Raw genomic sequence first — 15,037 nt, forward strand, 5'->3', positions numbered from 1 at the left:
AGGCAAGCCAGCTCCCACAGTTGACCGGGTCGACAGATAAAGACCTGCACCAGATGCCTATAAAAACAGATGTTCGTGGAGCCTCGCCGATGAAATCCTGTGAAGTCAATTTTGACGGTCTAGTGGGGCCGACCCATAACTACGGCGGTTTGTCCTACGGCAACGTCGCGTCCCAGAGCAACAGCCAGCAGTCTTCGAACCCCAAGGAAGCGGCGTTGCAGGGCCTGCAAAAAATGAAAGCCCTGATGGACATGGGCTTTGTGCAAGGCGTGCTGGCGCCGCAAGAGCGCCCGGATGTGGTTGCGTTGCGCAGCCTCGGTTTCAGCGGCACTGACGCCCAGGTGATCGAGCAAGCCGCCAAGCACGCCATGCCGTTGCTGGTGGCCAGTTGCTCGGCGTCGAGCATGTGGGTGGCCAACGCCGCCACGGTCAGCCCGAGCGCCGACACCGCGGACGGCCGCGTGCATTTCACCGCCGCCAACCTCAACTGCAAATACCACCGCAGCATTGAGCACCCGACCACCAGCCGTGTGCTGGGGGCGATGTTTGCCGATGGCAAGCACTTCGCCCATCACGCCGCGTTGCCGGCGGTGGCGCAGTTCGGCGATGAGGGCGCCGCCAACCACACGCGGTTTTGCCGTGAATACGGTGAGGCCGGGGTTGAGTTTTTCGTGTTCGGCCGCAGTGCGTTCGACACCCGTTACCCGGCCCCGCAGAAATACCCGGCGCGCCAGACCCTCGAAGCCTCCCAGGCGGTTGCACGCCTGCACGGCTTGAAAGATGACGGCGTGGTGTACGGCCAGCAGAACCCGGCGGTGATCGATGCCGGTGTGTTCCACAATGACGTGATCGCGGTGGGCAACGGCGAAGTGCTGTTCTATCACGAGGACGCGTTCCTCAATACCGAGCAGATGCTCGCCGAATTGCAAGGCAAGTTGGGCAAACTGGGGGGCAACTTCCAGTCGGTGTGTGTGCCGCGTGCCCAGGTCAGCGTCGAGGACGCGGTGCGTTCCTACCTGTTCAACAGCCAGTTGCTGACCCGCGCAGACGGCTCGATGCTGCTGATCGTGCCGGAAGAATGCCGCGCCAACGAGCGTGTCTGGCAGTACCTGCAAGGCCTGACCGCCTCCGGCGGGCTGATCCGCGAAGTGAAAGTGTTCGACCTCAAGCAAAGCATGCAGAACGGCGGTGGCCCGGCATGCCTGCGCTTGCGCGTGGCCTTGAATGAAACGGAACTGGCGGCGGTGAACCCAGGCGTTATCATGACCGCGCCGTTGTACGAAACCCTGACCCAATGGGTCGACAAGCACTACCGCGACAGCCTGCGTGAAAGCGACCTGGCTGACCCGCAATTGCTGCTTGAGTGCCGGACGGCACTGGATGAACTGACGCAAATCCTTAAACTGGGCTCGGTTTATCCTTTCCAGATCAATTAAATCTGCCTCTTTTTACACCCTATGCTGAGAACAATTTATGACCACCGACACCCTGAAACTGATCCTTGAAGACACCGACGGCACCCAGCTGGAAACCTCCTGCACCCGCGTCGCCGTGGTGTGGCAGGGCAAGGAAATCTGGATCCAGCACGACGGCCGTGGCCAACTGCTGATCGGCGTAGACGTGGAAGAAGGTGACGCCGAATACGCCAACCTGCTGATGCGCCCGCTGGCCACCAACCTGATGAGCCTGCAATTGGAAATGGAACCGGCCGACGTTGAAGGCGATGACGACGATCACGTTCACGGCCCTGGCTGCAACCACTAAGGAAGCTGCTTATGCTCGCCCTCGGCAAACTGCTTGAACTGACCCTCGCCGGTCGTGAACCGGCGCAAAAAATTCAACTGACTGTCGACGGCGTGCAGATGCGCTGGCTCAGCGAAGGCGCGCTTGAAGTGCGCCCACCGCTGGCATTGGACAACGGCGGCGACCTGCTGCTGTCGTCCGGCATCCATGGCAACGAAACCGCGCCGATCGAATTGCTCGACCGCCTGTTGCATGGCATCGCCCGTGGGGAGATCAAACCCCGCCATCGTATTCTGTTCCTGTTCGGTAACCCTGAGGCCATGCGCCGCGGCGAGCGTTACCTGGAGCTGGACGTCAACCGGCTGTTCAATGGCCGCCACGAACAAAACATCGGCCCGGAGGCCATGCGCGCCGCCGAGCTTGAGCAGTTGGCTCGCAGCTTCTTCAGCCTGCCGGGCCGTTCGCGCCTGCATTACGACCTGCACACGGCCATTCGCGGTTCGAAGATCGAGCAGTTCGCGCTGTACCCGTGGAAAGAAGGGCGCCAGCATTCGCGTCATGAGCTGGCGCGCCTGAACGCTGCCGGTATGCAGGCGGTTTTGTTGCAAAACAAAACTTCGATCACCTTCACCGCGTTTACCTACGAGCAACTGGACGCTGAGGCCTTCACCCTGGAATTGGGCAAGGCCCGGCCGTTCGGGCAGAACCAGGGCGTGGATGTGTCACGCCTGGAAACGCGCCTCAAGCAGATCATCGAGGGCAATGAGCCCGAAACCGAGAGCCTCGATGGCTTGCAACTGTTTGCCGTCTCCCGCGAAGTGATCAAACACAGTGATGCGTTCCTGCTGCACCTGCCGGCGGATGTGGAAAACTTCTCGCCGTTGGCCAAGGGTTACCTGTTGGCCGAGGACGTGGCCAAGACCCGCTGGGTGATCGAGGAGGAGGGCGCGCGCATCATTTTCCCGAACCCGAAGGTCAAGAATGGTTTGCGGGCGGGGATATTGATCGTGCCAACCACGGATGCTGGCCTGGCCTAATCCCAAGGCTGGCTAGGTCAAATGTGGGAGCTGGCTTGCCTGCGATAGCGGCAGGTCAGTCAACATCACTGTTGCCTGTGCCGCCGCCATCGCAGGCAAGCCAGCTCCCACACAAGCAAGCGCCCACAAAAAACCCGGCTCTGAGGCCGGGTTTTGTGTTGTTGCTTAAACGGCTAAAGCACGCGGCTCGCTGCGACGGATCGCACGCACCTTGTGCAGGGTGTCGGCGCAAGTGCGCGCAGCTTCCTGGCCTTTGTGCACAAAGTGCTCATAGAAGAAGGTGTGGTGCTCGCTGCCCGCGTGGAAGTGGTGCGGGGTCAGGGACACGGAGAATACCGGCACTTCGGTTTCCAGCTGAACCTGCATCAGGCCGCTGACCACCGATTGGGCGACGAATTCATGGCGGTAGATGCCACCGTCCACCACCAGCGCGGCGGCGACGATGCCGGCGTAACGGCCGGTCTTGGCCAGCAGCTTGGCGTGCAGGGGCAGTTCAAAGGCGCCGCCGACTTCGAAGAAATCGATGTCCGATTCCTGGTAGCCCTGGGCGATCATTTCGGCGAGGAAGCCTTTGCGCGATTGGTCGACAATATCCTTGTGCCAGCAGGCCTGGATAAACGCGACGCGCTCGCCGTGGTGGTTTTTGCTTTTGCTGTCGATTGCGGTGGGTTGCATGTTCTGACTCCTGTTTAAGAAAAAAACAGGGCGTTATGAATCGAATGGGATTTCGAGGGTACGAACAGCGGCGTCATGCAGGCATGAGTTCAGCGCGCGGCCCTCGGGTGCCAATCCCGTTCTCTCTTCATCCGGACTATGACCGTCGGCCCCGGGATCACACCGGGTCTGCTGACCTTGTCGCCGTCCTGCGTGAGCAGTTCGAGGCGCCAAGCGCTCGCGGGCTATGCACATTGCGTGCAATTACCGCCGGTGGGGAATTGCACCCCGCCCTGAGAACGTTGCCGCCAGAACCCTGGCGGCGGAGAGTTTTTAACATGGTTTTTCAGAAACTGCACGATCGCCGTATCGATAACCTATATCGGTTTGTTTGGTTGGTATTCGATTGAATGCACGTGGGGCTTGATATTGCGTGGGTTTGCCCGCAGTAATCATCAATACGACAACCCTGTTCAGAGGCCCCCGGATGACCGTCATAGACCTGCGCAGCGACACCGTGACCCAACCCACCGCCGGCATGCTCGATGCGATGGCCACTGCCGTCAGCGGTGATGACGTCTACGGAGAAGACCCGAGCGTCAACCTCCTGGAGGCCGAACTGGCCAAGCGCCTGGGCTTCGCTGCGGCGTTGTTTGTGCCAACGGGCACCATGAGCAACCTGCTCGCCTTGATGGCTCACTGTGAGCGCGGCGAGGAATACATCGTCGGCCAGCAGGCCCACACCTACAAATACGAAGGCGGTGGCGCGGCGGTACTCGGCTCGATCCAGCCGCAGCCGCTGGAGGTGCAAGCCGACGGTTCCCTGGACCTGGAGCACGTACTGGCGGCGATCAAGCCGGATGACTTCCACTTCGCCCGTACCCGCCTGTTGGCGTTGGAGAACACCATGCAGGGCAAGGTGCTGCCGCTGGCGTACCTGGCCAAAGCGCGGGCGTTTACCCGTGAACATGGCCTGGCGTTGCACTTGGACGGCGCGCGGCTCTACAACGCGGCGGTCAAGCTCGGCGTGGATGCGCGGGAGATTGCCCAGCATTTCGACTCGGTGTCGGTGTGCCTGTCCAAAGGCCTCGGCGCGCCGATCGGCTCGGTGCTGTGCGGCTCCACGGCGTTGATCGCCAAGGCGCGGCGCCTGCGCAAGATGGTCGGTGGCGGCATGCGCCAGGCCGGCTCGCTGGCGGCGGCGGGCTTGTATGCCCTGGATCATCAGGTGCAGCGCCTGGCGGATGACCATGCCAACGCCCAATGGCTGGGGGATGCGCTGCGCGACGCCGGCTTTGAGGTGGAGCCGGTACAAACCAATATGGTGTACGTGCAGATTGGCGATCAGGCCCAGGCGCTGAAGGCCTTCGCCGCCGAACGCGGGATCAAGTTGAGCGCCGCGCCGCGTCTGCGCATGGTCGCTCATCTGGATGTCAGCCGGGCGCAGATGGAGCACGTGGTGCAGACATTTGTCGAGTTTTCCCGAAAATGATCGTGCAGACCGTCTAATTGACTGTTTCTATCACATAAACACGCTGTACCACCGGCAAAGGGCCGATATAATGCGGCCCTTTGCCGTCGCTCCGTCTGATGATGTTGCGCACTGGCCTTTGGCCGCAGACTCCGTGGAAGAACCTAATGAAAAGCGCAGAAATCCGTGAAGCCTTCCTTCGCTTCTTCGAAGAGCAAGGCCACACCCGTGTAGCCTCCAGCTCCTTGATCCCAGGCAATGACCCAACCCTGCTGTTCACCAACGCGGGGATGAACCAGTTCAAGGACTGCTTCCTGGGCCAGGAAAAGCGCGCCTACACCCGCGCCACCAGCAGCCAGAAGTGCGTACGCGCCGGCGGCAAGAACAGCGACCTGGAAAACGTCGGCTACACCGCCCGTCACCACACCTTCTTCGAGATGCTGGGTAACTTCAGCTTCGGCGACTATTTCAAGAAAGATGCGATTACCTTCGCCTGGACCTTCCTGACCGGCGTGTTGAAGCTGCCCAAGGAAAAGCTCTGGGTTACGGTCTACGCGACCGACGACGAAGCCTATGACATCTGGACCCAGCAAATTGGTGTGCCAGCCGAGCGCATGATTCGCATCGGCGACAACAAGGGCGCGCCTTACGCGTCCGACAACTTCTGGACCATGGGCGATACCGGCCCGTGCGGCCCGTGCACCGAGATTTTCTATGATCACGGCGCCGACATCTGGGGCGGCCCACCGGGCTCGCCGGAAGAAGACGGCGACCGTTACATCGAGATCTGGAACAACGTCTTCATGCAGTTCAACCGCACCGCCGATGGCGTGTTGCATCCGCTGCCGGCGCCGTCGGTGGACACCGGCATGGGCCTGGAGCGGATCAGTGCGGTGATGCAGCACGTGCATTCCAACTACGAAATCGACCTGTTCACCCACCTGCTGAGCGCCTCGGCGGCTGCCATTGGCTGCGCCAATGACAACCAGTCTTCGCTCAAGGTGGTGTCGGACCACATCCGTTCGTGCGGTTTCCTGATCGCCGACGGTGTGCTGCCGTCCAACGAAGGCCGTGGCTATGTGCTGCGCCGTATTATCCGTCGCGCCTGCCGTCACGGTAACAAGCTGGGCGCCACCGGCAGCTTCTTCTACAAGATCGTGGCCGCGCTGGTCGCCGAGATGGGCGATGCCTTCCCGGAACTCAAGCAGCAGCAAGCCAACATCGAGCGCGTGCTCAAGGCTGAAGAAGAGCAGTTCTCCAAGACCCTGGAGCACGGCCTGAAGATCCTCGAGCAGGATCTGGCTGAGCTTAAAGGCACCGTGGTGCCGGGCGACGTGGTGTTCAAGCTGTATGATACCTACGGTTTCCCGATGGACCTGACTGCCGACATCGCCCGCGAGCGCGAGCTGACCGTCGATGAGGCCGGTTTTGAGCGTGAGATGGAAGCCCAGCGCGTACGTGCCCGTTCCGCCAGCTCCTTTGGCCTGGACTACAACACCTTGGTCAAGGTTGAGGTGCCCACCGAGTTCACCGGCTACGCGGCGACCGTGGGCGCGGCCAAGATCGTGGCCATCTACAAAGACGGCAAGTCGGTCGACGTATTGAGCGAAGGCGAAGAAGCGGTAGTCGTGCTGGACCAGACGCCGTTCTACGCCGAATCCGGTGGCCAGGTGGGTGACTGCGGTTTCCTCAGTTCGACCTCCGGGCGTTTTGAAGTGCGTGATACCACCAAGACCGGCGGCGCGTTCCTGCACCACGGTGTGCTGGTGTTGGGCAACCTGACGGTCGGTGCGCCGGTTGACACTCAAGTCGACGCCGACGTGCGGCATGCAACTGCTTTGAACCATTCCGCCACTCACTTGCTGCACGCTGCGTTGCGCCAGGTGTTGGGTGAGCATGTGCAGCAGAAGGGGTCGTTGGTGGACAGCCAGCGCCTGCGTTTCGACTTCAGCCACTTTGAAGCGATCAAGCCTGAGCAGATCAAGGCGCTGGAAGACATCGTCAACGCCGAGATTCGCAAGAACACCCCGGTTGAAACCGAAGAAACCGATATCGAGACCGCCAGGAAGAAAGGCGCCATGGCGCTGTTTGGCGAGAAGTACGGCGACGAAGTGCGCGTACTGAGCATGGGCGGCAGCTTCTCGGTGGAACTGTGTGGCGGTATACACGCCAACCGTACCGGCGATATCGGCCTGCTGAAAATCATCAGCGAAGGCGGCGTGGCCTCCGGTGTACGGCGTATTGAAGCGGTGACCGGTGCTGCGGCCCTGGCCTACCTCAATGCGGCGGAAGAACAACTCAAGGAAGCGGCCGGCCTGGTCAAGGGCAGCCGCGACAACCTGATCGACAAGCTGTCGGCCGTGCTGGAGCGCAACCGCGCACTGGAAAAACAGCTGGAGCAGTTGCAGGCCAAGGCGGCGAGCGCAGCGGGCGACGATCTGTCGGCCTCCGCGCTGGACGTCAAGGGCGTGAAAGTGCTGGCTGTGCGCCTGGATGGCCAGGACGGCAAGGCGCTGTTGGCCTTGGTCGATCAGTTGAAGAACAAGCTCGGCCGCGCAGTGATCCTGCTCGGCGGTGTCCATGAGGAAAAGGTCGTTCTGGTTGCCGGTGTAACCAAAGACCTGACTGGCCAACTCAAGGCCGGTGATTTGATGAAGCAAGCCGCTGCGGCAGTGGGCGGGAAGGGCGGTGGTCGTCCGGACATGGCGCAAGGCGGTGGTGTAGACGCAGGCTCCTTGGACGCGGCCCTGGCCCTGACCGTGCCGTTTGTCGAGGCTGGCATTTAAGGCACTGTTAGCGAGCCCATGGTTTAGTCATGGGCTCGTTTGGGTGCTGGAAGATTTGTTTATTGGGCGCCCCTTTACGGGCTGAGGCGGCTTAGAAATGGCTTTGATCGTACAGAAATTCGGAGGCACCTCGGTCGGTTCTGTCGAAAGAATCGAGCAGGTCGCCGACAAGGTTAAGAAATTCCGCGACGCCGGCGATGACTTGGTGGTGGTGCTGTCAGCCATGAGCGGCGAGACCAATCGCCTGATCGATCTGGCCAAGGCAATCAGTGGTGACCAACAGCCGCTGCCGCGTGAGCTGGATGTGATCGTGTCCACCGGCGAGCAGGTGACCATCGCCTTGCTGGCCATGGCGCTGAACAAGCGTGGCGTGCCGGCGGTGTCCTACACGGGCAGCCAGGTGCGCATCCTCACCGACAGCGCGCATACCAAGGCCCGCATCCTGCAGATCGATGATCAGAAAATCCGCACAGATCTGAAAGCCGGCCGCGTGGTAGTTGTAGCAGGCTTCCAGGGTGTGGACGAGCAGGGCAACATCACGACCCTCGGGCGTGGCGGTTCGGATACCACCGGTGTGGCACTGGCAGCGGCCCTCAAGGCCGATGAATGCCAGATCTATACTGATGTGGACGGCGTGTACACCACCGACCCGCGTGTGGTGTCCGTGGCCCAGCGCCTGGACAAGATCACCTTTGAAGAGATGCTGGAAATGGCCAGCCTCGGTTCCAAGGTGTTGCAGATCCGCGCGGTGGAGTTCGCCGGCAAGTACAACGTTCCGCTGCGCGTATTGCACAGCTTCAAAGAGGGTCCGGGCACCCTCATTACTATTGATGAAGAGGAATCCATGGAACAGCCGATCATTTCCGGCATCGCTTTCAACCGCGATGAAGCCAAGCTGACGATCCGTGGCGTGCCAGACACCCCGGGCGTGGCCTTCAAGATCCTCGGCCCTATCAGCGGCGCGAACATTGAAGTCGACATGATCGTGCAGAACGTTTCGCACGATAACACCACCGATTTCACCTTCACCGTGCACCGCAACGAGTACGATGCAGCCGAGCGTATCCTGCAGAACACTGCGAGCGAGATCGGCGCCCGTGAAGTGGTCGGCGACACCAAGATTGCCAAGGTGTCGATCGTGGGCGTGGGCATGCGTTCCCATGCCGGCGTTGCCAGCCGCATGTTCGAGGCGCTGGCCAAGGAAAGCATCAACATCCAGATGATCTCCACCTCGGAAATCAAAGTCTCGGTGGTGATTGAGGAGAAGTACCTGGAGCTGGCTGTACGCGCGCTGCACACCGCTTTTGAGCTGGACGCGCCGGCGCGACAAGGCGAGTAAGGCAATGCCAGGAAGGCGCGGTTTACCGCGCCTTTCATTTTTTTGTGGGGCGCATGGTCTTTTGCGTGCGCTCGACAATACTTAGGCCGTTAGGGCTATGGCCGTCAGGTCATGGGTCGAACGCCTTTTTTTTGCAGACTGTTGTTCCTGAACTGAAATGCGTGAGGTGAAAGGTATGCTGATTCTGACTCGTCGTTGCGCAGAAAGCCTGATTATCGGTGATGGCGAAATCACTGTGACTGTGCTCGGCGTCAAAGGCAATCAAGTGCGTATCGGGGTTAACGCTCCGAAAGAGGTAGCGGTCCACCGCGAGGAAATCTACCTGCGGATCAAGAAAGAGAAGGACGAAGAACCAAGCCTTTAATTTTTATCGTTTTTTATGTTTGCAAACGGGGATGAACGTGGTTAATATACGCCCCGTGTTGCGGAGAGCTGGCCGAGTGGCCGAAGGCGCTCCCCTGCTAAGGGAGTACACCTCAAAAGGGTGTCGGGGGTTCGAATCCCCCGTTCTCCGCCATTATTTGCTTAGTACGTTGCAATCTGGTTTTTTCGCTAAGTTGTTGAAATTAAACGAAAAAATAGCTTTACATAGAGATTGAACGGCCTATAATGCGCGGCAACAAATGCACTCGTAGCTCAGCTGGATAGAGTACTCGGCTACGAACCGAGCGGTCACAGGTTCGAATCCTGTCGAGTGCACCATTTAAGAGTCAGTTGCAGCAATGCAGGTGACTTGGCTTCAACCAGTTGTGATCTGGTCTAAAAACACAATCTGCACTCGTAGCTCAGCTGGATAGAGTACTCGGCTACGAACCGAGCGGTCACAGGTTCGAATCCTGTCGAGTGCACCATACAAACAAAAAGCCCGCCTAGTGCGGGCTTTTTGCCGTCTGGGGTTTGTGTAGGATTTCAGCTCTTTCTTCCGGCCTCATGTGTTTTCCTTCCGGGCTGTGTCGTCGCAGTTCATAGATGCAGCCGATGCTCAGCTTTGGCTCGCAAGCGCTTGTTCTTTCCAGTTTTTTAACGTTAAAAGCGTGCGCAGCGTGTATCATTGCGCCCGTCAGCCCCGCCGGGGCTTGTGGAATACCTCCATGGACTTACCCAGTAGTTGCTCAGTAACCCGCTTTACCAATCATGAATTGACTGATTGATCCTTCCGGCGTGCCCCGCTGCTGGGAGTGGAGTTCGCCTATGACCGAAGTAGAAGTAAAGAAAACGCAAGACAGCCTGCAGGATCGCCTGGCTCAAGTCATCGAGCTGCTGCAGCGTCAGCGCGTGGTCGAAGACCTCACGCACCGCCAGGAAGGTCCGCACCACGACCGCGTCGAAAACCTGGTTCACCGGCAAAACCTCGTTGAGCTGCAACGCAAGCTCGATGACCTGCACTCTGCCGACGTCGCTTATATTCTTGAAGCCTTGCCGCTGGATGATCGACTGACCCTGTGGCAGTTGGTCAAGGCCGACCGCGACGGCGACATCCTCCTCGAAGTATCCGACTCGGTCCGTGAAACCCTGATCGCCGACATGGACGATCATGAGCTCCTGGCCGCCGCCAAGGAGATGGACGCCGACGAACTGGCTGACCTGGCGCCTGAGCTGCCGCGTGATGTTGTCCATGAGTTGATGGAAGCCCTCGACAGCCAGCAGCGTGAGCGTGTGCGCTCCGCGTTGTCTTATGACGAGGATCAGGTTGGCGCACTGATGGACTTCGAGATGGTCACCATCCGCGAAGACGTCAGCCTGGAAGTGGTTTTGCGTTACCTGCGTCGCCTCAAAGAGCTGCCGGGTCATACCGACAAATTGTTCGTAGTCGACTACGAAGGCATTCTCAAGGGCGTGTTGCCGATCAAGCGTTTGCTGGTCAATGATCCGGACAAGAAAGTAGCGGATCTGATGGCCAGCGATACGGTGAGTTTTCACCCGGATGAAGACGCCTACGAGGCCGCCCAGGCATTTGAGCGTTATGACTTGATCTCGGCGCCGGTGGTCGACAAGAACGGCAAGCTGATTGGCCGTTTGACCATCGATGAAATGGTCGACCTGATTCGTGAAGAGAGTGAAACCGAAGTCCTCAACATGGCGGGTCTGCGTGAAGAGGAAGATATTTTTGCGTCAGTCTGGCGCTCCCTGCATAACCGCTGGGCGTGGTTGGCTGTCAACCTGATCACGGCGTTCATTGCCTCGCGCGTGATCGGTCTGTTTGAGGGGTCGATCGAGAAGCTGGTAGCGCTTGCGGCCCTGATGCCGATTGTGGCCGGTATCGGCGGCAACTCCGGTAACCAGACCATCACCATGATTGTGCGTGCCATGGCACTGGACCAGGTCAGTACGGCCAATTCCTCGCGCCTGTTGCGCAAAGAGTTGGCCGTGGGCCTGATCAACGGTTTGGTGTGGGGCGGCGTGATCGGTGTGGTGGCTTACTTGCTATATGGCAGTTGGTCGCTGGGCGTGGTAATGACGGCAGCCATGACCCTCAACCTGCTGTTGGCGGCGCTGATGGGCGTGTTGATCCCCATGACGCTGGCACGTCTGGGGCGTGACCCGGCCATGGGCGCCAGTGTGATGATCACGGCCATGACCGACAGCGGTGGCTTTTTCATCTTCCTGGGCCTGGCGACGATCTTTCTGCTCTGATCCCAGTGGGGGCCCGGCTCCCACACCGCCCTCTGCCGTGCCCCTCAAATTTCACGCAAAAAAAAGCCAGCGTAGCGCTGGCTTCGGCTTTCAGTTGCAGATCAATTGGCTTCTGCGGCCGCCTCAACGTCGTGCGCGATAAGCGAGACGAGAGCATTTTGCTGGCGGTGGGAGAGCTGACGAAAACGCTGCAGCAGTTCGCGTTCGTGCAGTGACAGCTCGGGGCTGTCCAGGCGCATGCTCAACTCTTCGCCCAGCGCACCTTCCTGAATAAGGCTCTGCTCCAGGCGCGCGATGATTTCGGAGTTCATGCTGCGGTGATGATTGCGAGCCACCTCGGCAATGCGTTCCCGCATTCCGTCTGGCAGACGTACGACGAACTTGTCAGCCGTACGGCTGGAATAAATTGCCTGTTTCAATGGGCGCATATATTTAACCGGTTAGTTCAGGGGAGCGGTTTCTGGAATTGGCCGCAAGATGAGTGTTAAGACAAGGCTCACGACCAAAGTTCAACCCGAATTGCAAAGAGGCCGCATCATGCCTCAGATTTGACAGTTCCTTGGCGTCAATTCTGTGACAAATATTGAACTGCCTAAAGGCTTAATGCCAGCACTCATTTGTATTTTTGCGGACTGGTTGGAAAACTTTCAAACGGGTCATTCCGCAACGGAACTTCCCGTCAGTCCAGGCCGGCACAGGGGTTGAGGCCGCACATCCTAAAGCAAAGTGGCCTTTTGCCCTTATTTTTAAGACTAGTGGCAATTTGCCGATTTGCTAGCGCGGGGCGACATAAGGTCGAAGGGGGAAGGTGCGGTGCAGGGGTCAGCGCAAAACTGGATCGAACTTTATTTTGCGGCCCATGAAAAGCGTCAACAGGAGGAAGCTTGTGAACACAGCCGCAGCAACAGTTGCAGCGGTTTGCCCTTCTTCAGAGGTGGCGCCCAGGCCCAGAACGCCAGTGGCGATAGTCAGGCACAAAAACAGCCAGGCGGATTTGCTCATCAATGGCTTCCTCAGAAAACCCAATGTTCGGATGCCGGTGCAGTCTGGGTGCCTTGGGTCAGGCGTATCGGCGATTGCGCGTTGGGCGTCATCACCGCCAATTGCGGGCGTTGTTGCAGGTGGTGCGGCACGGCCTGGCTGATCTGTGCAGGATCATTACTGCCGGTCGATTGGAAATGGAACATCACCAGTGCAGCCAGGGCTATGGTGTTGAGGGCTAACAGAAGGGCACTGTTCATGGTCATGTTCTCCGCTAAACGCCGTGGCTGAATGGGTTTGTAGGAGAAGTATTGCAGGTCCCGTGCCAATCTATTACTTCAATAAAATCAACGCCTTAAGTCTAATCTAAAGCGTCGCCAGGTTGCAATTTGCAATGATGGCATTTTGGGGTAGTGCATTTTGCACGACAGGGTCCGGGCCCCGTGGTTGCGGGGCAAGGCGCGCATCGGCGGAACAAGGATCGGCCTACACTCAAAAAGCCCACGGACGACATGACAAAACCCACCTCGGCCGTTAACATGCACGCCGTCCGTCGCAGTGCTCCGTGCCCGATGGCTGTCATTTGTCCCAGTAGCTCAATTGGATAGAGCATCCCCCTCCTAAGGGGAAGGTTGGCCGTTCGAACCGGCCCTGGGACACCATCTTCAAAAGCCCTGCACAGGTTGTCCTGGCAGGGCTTTTTTTTGCGCACCGGCAACACCGGTCGAACCTTGCCGCCTATCAGGGTTCACAGCAGGGGCGCCGTGTGTTTCGCGTACTTTTGTACGTTGCATATGTACCTTGCATGCGGCCAGGCAGCGTCTGAACGATTAAGCAAAATATTCCCCGGAAAACGGCCCGCTGCGTCTGTCCGCTCCCGGCAACCCCGGACTATCATGCTGATAGCCCTGTCCCTCACTTCAAGGAGCCGCTCGGAACGCCGATGCGCCAGATCTGGAAATCTTTTCGAGCCCTTTATTTCGCCTCCTTGATGATGTTGATCGGGTCCGGCCTGCTCAGCACTTACCTTGCCTTGCGTCTGGCAGCCGACCACGTCGACAGCCTGTGGGTGGGTGCCTTGATGGCGGCCAACTACTTCGGCCTGGTGCTGGGCGGCAAGATCGGCCATCGGCTTATCGCCCGCGTCGGGCATATTCGCGCGTATGCCACCTGTGCCGGGATTGTCGGCGCGGCGGTGTTGGGCCATGGCCTGATCAACTGGCTGCCGGCCTGGATTGTGCTGCGGATGATCGTGGGCCTGGGGATGATGTGCCAGTACATGGTCATCGAAAGCTGGCTCAATGAGCAGGCGGACGCGAAGCAGCGTGGCGTGGTGTTCAGCGGTTATATGATCGCGTCCTATCTCGGGCTGGTGCTGGGTCAGTTGATCCTGGTCATGCACCCTGAACTTGGACTTGAGTTGCTCATGCTGGTGGCCTTGTGCTTTGCCTTGTGCCTGGTGCCGGTGGCCATGACCCGACGCATTCACCCGGCGCCGCTGCACCCGGCGCCCATGGAGCCGCGCTTCTTTATCAAGCGTGTGCCGCAGTCGCTGAGCACAGTGCTGGGCGCGGGGCTGATCGTCGGCTCTTTCTACGGCCTGGCGCCGCTGTATGCCTCGCAGCAAGGCTTGAGCACCGAGCAGGTCGGTTTGTTTATGGGTAGCTGCATTTTTGCCGGTTTGTTGGTGCAGTGGCCATTGGGCTGGTTGTCGGACCGCTATGATCGCGCCCTGCTGATTCGCTGCTTTGCCTTGTGCCTGGCAGTGGCGGCGTTGCCATTGGCCGTAATGACCCAGGTGCCGCTGGAAGTGCTGTTCGTGGCCGGCTTCCTGTGTTCCCTGGTGCAGTTCTGCCTGTATCCCTTGGCGGTGGCGTTCTCCAATGACCATGTGGAAGGTGATCGCCGCGTGTCGCTGACGGCCATGTTGCTGGTGACTTACGGCATCGGCGCGAGTGTCGGGCCGCTGTTGGCGGGCGTGGTGATGAAGCTGTTCGGCAGCCACATGCTGTATGCGTTTTTCAGCCTGTGTGCATTGATCCTGGTATGGCGTATCCGGCCGAAGGCGGTAACCAACCTGCACCAAGTGGATGATGCGCCGCTGCATCACGTGGCGATGCCTGACAGTATGTCCAGTTCGCCGCTGGTGGCGTGCCTCGACCCGCGGGTGGATGAGGCGGTGGTGCAGGAGCAAATGCAGAGCATCGTGCCTGAGCCGGAACCTGAAACCGAAACTGACCCGCAACAACCCGCGGATGAACCCGCTTTTGAAGGGCCGCCGGAGCCTCTGGGGCCGGACGAGCATCCTCATGACTTGAGCAGGGCACGCCCCTGAAAGCAAAAACGGGCAGATCCCATCAGGATCTGCCCGTTTTTATTGACGCGGCCTTTA

At 59.4% G+C, this 15,037-nt stretch carries 13 protein-coding genes, 4 tRNA genes and 1 riboswitch; of the genes, 13 read left to right on the forward strand and 4 right to left on the reverse strand.

Annotated features, from left to right (window positions below):
* Positions 1-89 precede the first annotated feature (89 nt).
* The 3 genes from astB to astE are packed head-to-tail and all read left to right on the forward strand — an operon-like array spanning position 90 to position 2,780.
* On the forward strand, positions 90-1,436 hold the full coding sequence (gene astB / locus AOA59_RS07010) for an N-succinylarginine dihydrolase (protein ID WP_099486594.1): 1,347 nt from the start codon (positions 90-92) through the stop codon (positions 1,434-1,436).
* Between the two features lie 37 nt (positions 1,437-1,473).
* Positions 1,474-1,764: a hypothetical protein gene (locus AOA59_RS07015; RefSeq protein WP_003214319.1), complete on the forward strand. Its 291-nt coding sequence runs from the start codon at positions 1,474-1,476 to the stop codon at positions 1,762-1,764.
* Positions 1,765-1,775: 11 nt separating this feature from the next.
* A complete protein-coding gene (gene astE, locus AOA59_RS07020; RefSeq protein WP_099486595.1) occupies positions 1,776-2,780 on the forward strand; it encodes a succinylglutamate desuccinylase in 1,005 nt (334 codons plus the stop codon).
* 165 nt (positions 2,781-2,945) lie between these two features.
* Here the strand turns inward: astE and AOA59_RS07025 are convergent, their stop codons facing one another.
* A complete protein-coding gene (locus AOA59_RS07025; protein ID WP_099486597.1) occupies positions 2,946-3,455 on the reverse strand; it encodes a 6,7-dimethyl-8-ribityllumazine synthase in 510 nt (169 codons plus the stop codon).
* 114 nt (positions 3,456-3,569) lie between these two features.
* Positions 3,570-3,739: riboswitch (FMN riboswitch) on the reverse strand.
* Positions 3,740-3,921: 182 nt separating this feature from the next.
* On the opposite strand from AOA59_RS07025, the gene ltaE reads away from it, so the two are divergent.
* From ltaE to mgtE, 8 genes are all read left to right on the forward strand, one after another.
* Positions 3,922-4,926, forward strand: a complete 1,005-nt coding sequence (ltaE, locus tag AOA59_RS07030) for a low-specificity L-threonine aldolase (RefSeq protein WP_069787950.1) — start codon at positions 3,922-3,924, stop codon at positions 4,924-4,926.
* Positions 4,927-5,072: 146 nt separating this feature from the next.
* Positions 5,073-7,691 (forward strand): alanine--tRNA ligase, encoded by a 2,619-nt coding sequence (gene alaS / locus AOA59_RS07035; RefSeq protein WP_099486599.1) that lies wholly within the window; start codon positions 5,073-5,075, stop codon positions 7,689-7,691.
* 97 nt (positions 7,692-7,788) lie between these two features.
* A complete protein-coding gene (locus tag AOA59_RS07040) occupies positions 7,789-9,030 on the forward strand; it encodes an aspartate kinase (protein ID WP_056861669.1) in 1,242 nt (413 codons plus the stop codon).
* A gap of 175 nt (positions 9,031-9,205) precedes the next feature.
* Positions 9,206-9,394 carry a carbon storage regulator CsrA gene (csrA, locus tag AOA59_RS07045; RefSeq protein ID WP_003175645.1) on the forward strand — a complete coding sequence of 63 codons (189 nt, stop codon included), beginning with the start codon at positions 9,206-9,208 and terminating at the stop codon, positions 9,392-9,394.
* Positions 9,395-9,456: 62 nt separating this feature from the next.
* A tRNA-Ser gene (locus tag AOA59_RS07050) sits at positions 9,457-9,547 on the forward strand.
* A gap of 108 nt (positions 9,548-9,655) precedes the next feature.
* A tRNA-Arg gene (locus AOA59_RS07055) sits at positions 9,656-9,732 on the forward strand.
* A gap of 72 nt (positions 9,733-9,804) precedes the next feature.
* Positions 9,805-9,881: transfer RNA gene (locus AOA59_RS07060), tRNA-Arg, on the forward strand.
* Between the two features lie 340 nt (positions 9,882-10,221).
* The gene (mgtE, locus tag AOA59_RS07065) at positions 10,222-11,664 is read left to right on the forward strand and encodes a magnesium transporter (RefSeq protein ID WP_065929353.1); all 1,443 of its coding nucleotides are present in this window, start codon (positions 10,222-10,224) and stop codon (positions 11,662-11,664) included.
* A gap of 101 nt (positions 11,665-11,765) precedes the next feature.
* Here mgtE and AOA59_RS07070 read toward each other — a convergent pair whose 3' ends face one another.
* The 3 genes from AOA59_RS07070 to AOA59_RS07080 form a co-directional block, all read right to left on the reverse strand.
* A complete protein-coding gene (locus AOA59_RS07070) occupies positions 11,766-12,092 on the reverse strand; it encodes an Arc family DNA-binding protein (RefSeq protein ID WP_003193592.1) in 327 nt (108 codons plus the stop codon).
* A 394-nt stretch (positions 12,093-12,486) separates the two neighbouring features.
* Positions 12,487-12,666 carry a PA3371 family protein gene (locus tag AOA59_RS07075; RefSeq protein ID WP_069787952.1) on the reverse strand — a complete coding sequence of 60 codons (180 nt, stop codon included), beginning with the start codon at positions 12,664-12,666 and terminating at the stop codon, positions 12,487-12,489.
* A gap of 11 nt (positions 12,667-12,677) precedes the next feature.
* Positions 12,678-12,905, reverse strand: coding sequence for a hypothetical protein (locus AOA59_RS07080; RefSeq protein ID WP_065929351.1), 228 nt, complete (start codon positions 12,903-12,905; stop codon positions 12,678-12,680).
* 325 nt (positions 12,906-13,230) lie between these two features.
* Here AOA59_RS07080 and AOA59_RS07090 point away from each other — a divergent pair.
* Positions 13,231-13,307, forward strand: a tRNA-Arg gene (locus AOA59_RS07090).
* A gap of 281 nt (positions 13,308-13,588) precedes the next feature.
* Positions 13,589-14,980: an MFS transporter gene (locus AOA59_RS07095; protein ID WP_099486603.1), complete on the forward strand. Its 1,392-nt coding sequence runs from the start codon at positions 13,589-13,591 to the stop codon at positions 14,978-14,980.
* The last annotated feature ends 57 nt before the right edge of the window (positions 14,981-15,037 follow it).

Origin of the sequence: Pseudomonas sp. 2822-15, from assembly GCF_002742515.1 — a bacterium.
GTDB lineage: Bacteria > Pseudomonadota > Gammaproteobacteria > Pseudomonadales > Pseudomonadaceae > Aquipseudomonas > Aquipseudomonas salomonii.

Excerpts from the sequence above, each read along its gene's own strand:
- astB (WP_099486594.1), top strand. The coding sequence starts at position 90 with ATGAAATCCTGTGAAGTCAATTTTGACGGTCTAGTGGGGCCGACCCAT.
- AOA59_RS07015 (WP_003214319.1), top strand. The coding sequence starts at position 1,474 with ATGACCACCGACACCCTGAAACTGATCCTTGAAGACACCGACGGCACC.
- astE (WP_099486595.1), top strand. The coding sequence starts at position 1,776 with ATGCTCGCCCTCGGCAAACTGCTTGAACTGACCCTCGCCGGTCGTGAA.
- AOA59_RS07025 (WP_099486597.1), bottom strand. The coding sequence starts at position 3,455 with ATGCAACCCACCGCAATCGACAGCAAAAGCAAAAACCACCACGGCGAG.
- ltaE (WP_069787950.1), top strand. The coding sequence starts at position 3,922 with ATGACCGTCATAGACCTGCGCAGCGACACCGTGACCCAACCCACCGCC.
- alaS (WP_099486599.1), top strand. The coding sequence starts at position 5,073 with ATGAAAAGCGCAGAAATCCGTGAAGCCTTCCTTCGCTTCTTCGAAGAG.
- AOA59_RS07040 (WP_056861669.1), top strand. The coding sequence starts at position 7,789 with ATGGCTTTGATCGTACAGAAATTCGGAGGCACCTCGGTCGGTTCTGTC.
- csrA (WP_003175645.1), top strand. The coding sequence starts at position 9,206 with ATGCTGATTCTGACTCGTCGTTGCGCAGAAAGCCTGATTATCGGTGAT.
- mgtE (WP_065929353.1), top strand. The coding sequence starts at position 10,222 with ATGACCGAAGTAGAAGTAAAGAAAACGCAAGACAGCCTGCAGGATCGC.
- AOA59_RS07070 (WP_003193592.1), bottom strand. The coding sequence starts at position 12,092 with ATGCGCCCATTGAAACAGGCAATTTATTCCAGCCGTACGGCTGACAAG.
- AOA59_RS07075 (WP_069787952.1), bottom strand. The coding sequence starts at position 12,666 with ATGAGCAAATCCGCCTGGCTGTTTTTGTGCCTGACTATCGCCACTGGC.
- AOA59_RS07080 (WP_065929351.1), bottom strand. The coding sequence starts at position 12,905 with ATGAACAGTGCCCTTCTGTTAGCCCTCAACACCATAGCCCTGGCTGCA.
- AOA59_RS07095 (WP_099486603.1), top strand. The coding sequence starts at position 13,589 with ATGCGCCAGATCTGGAAATCTTTTCGAGCCCTTTATTTCGCCTCCTTG.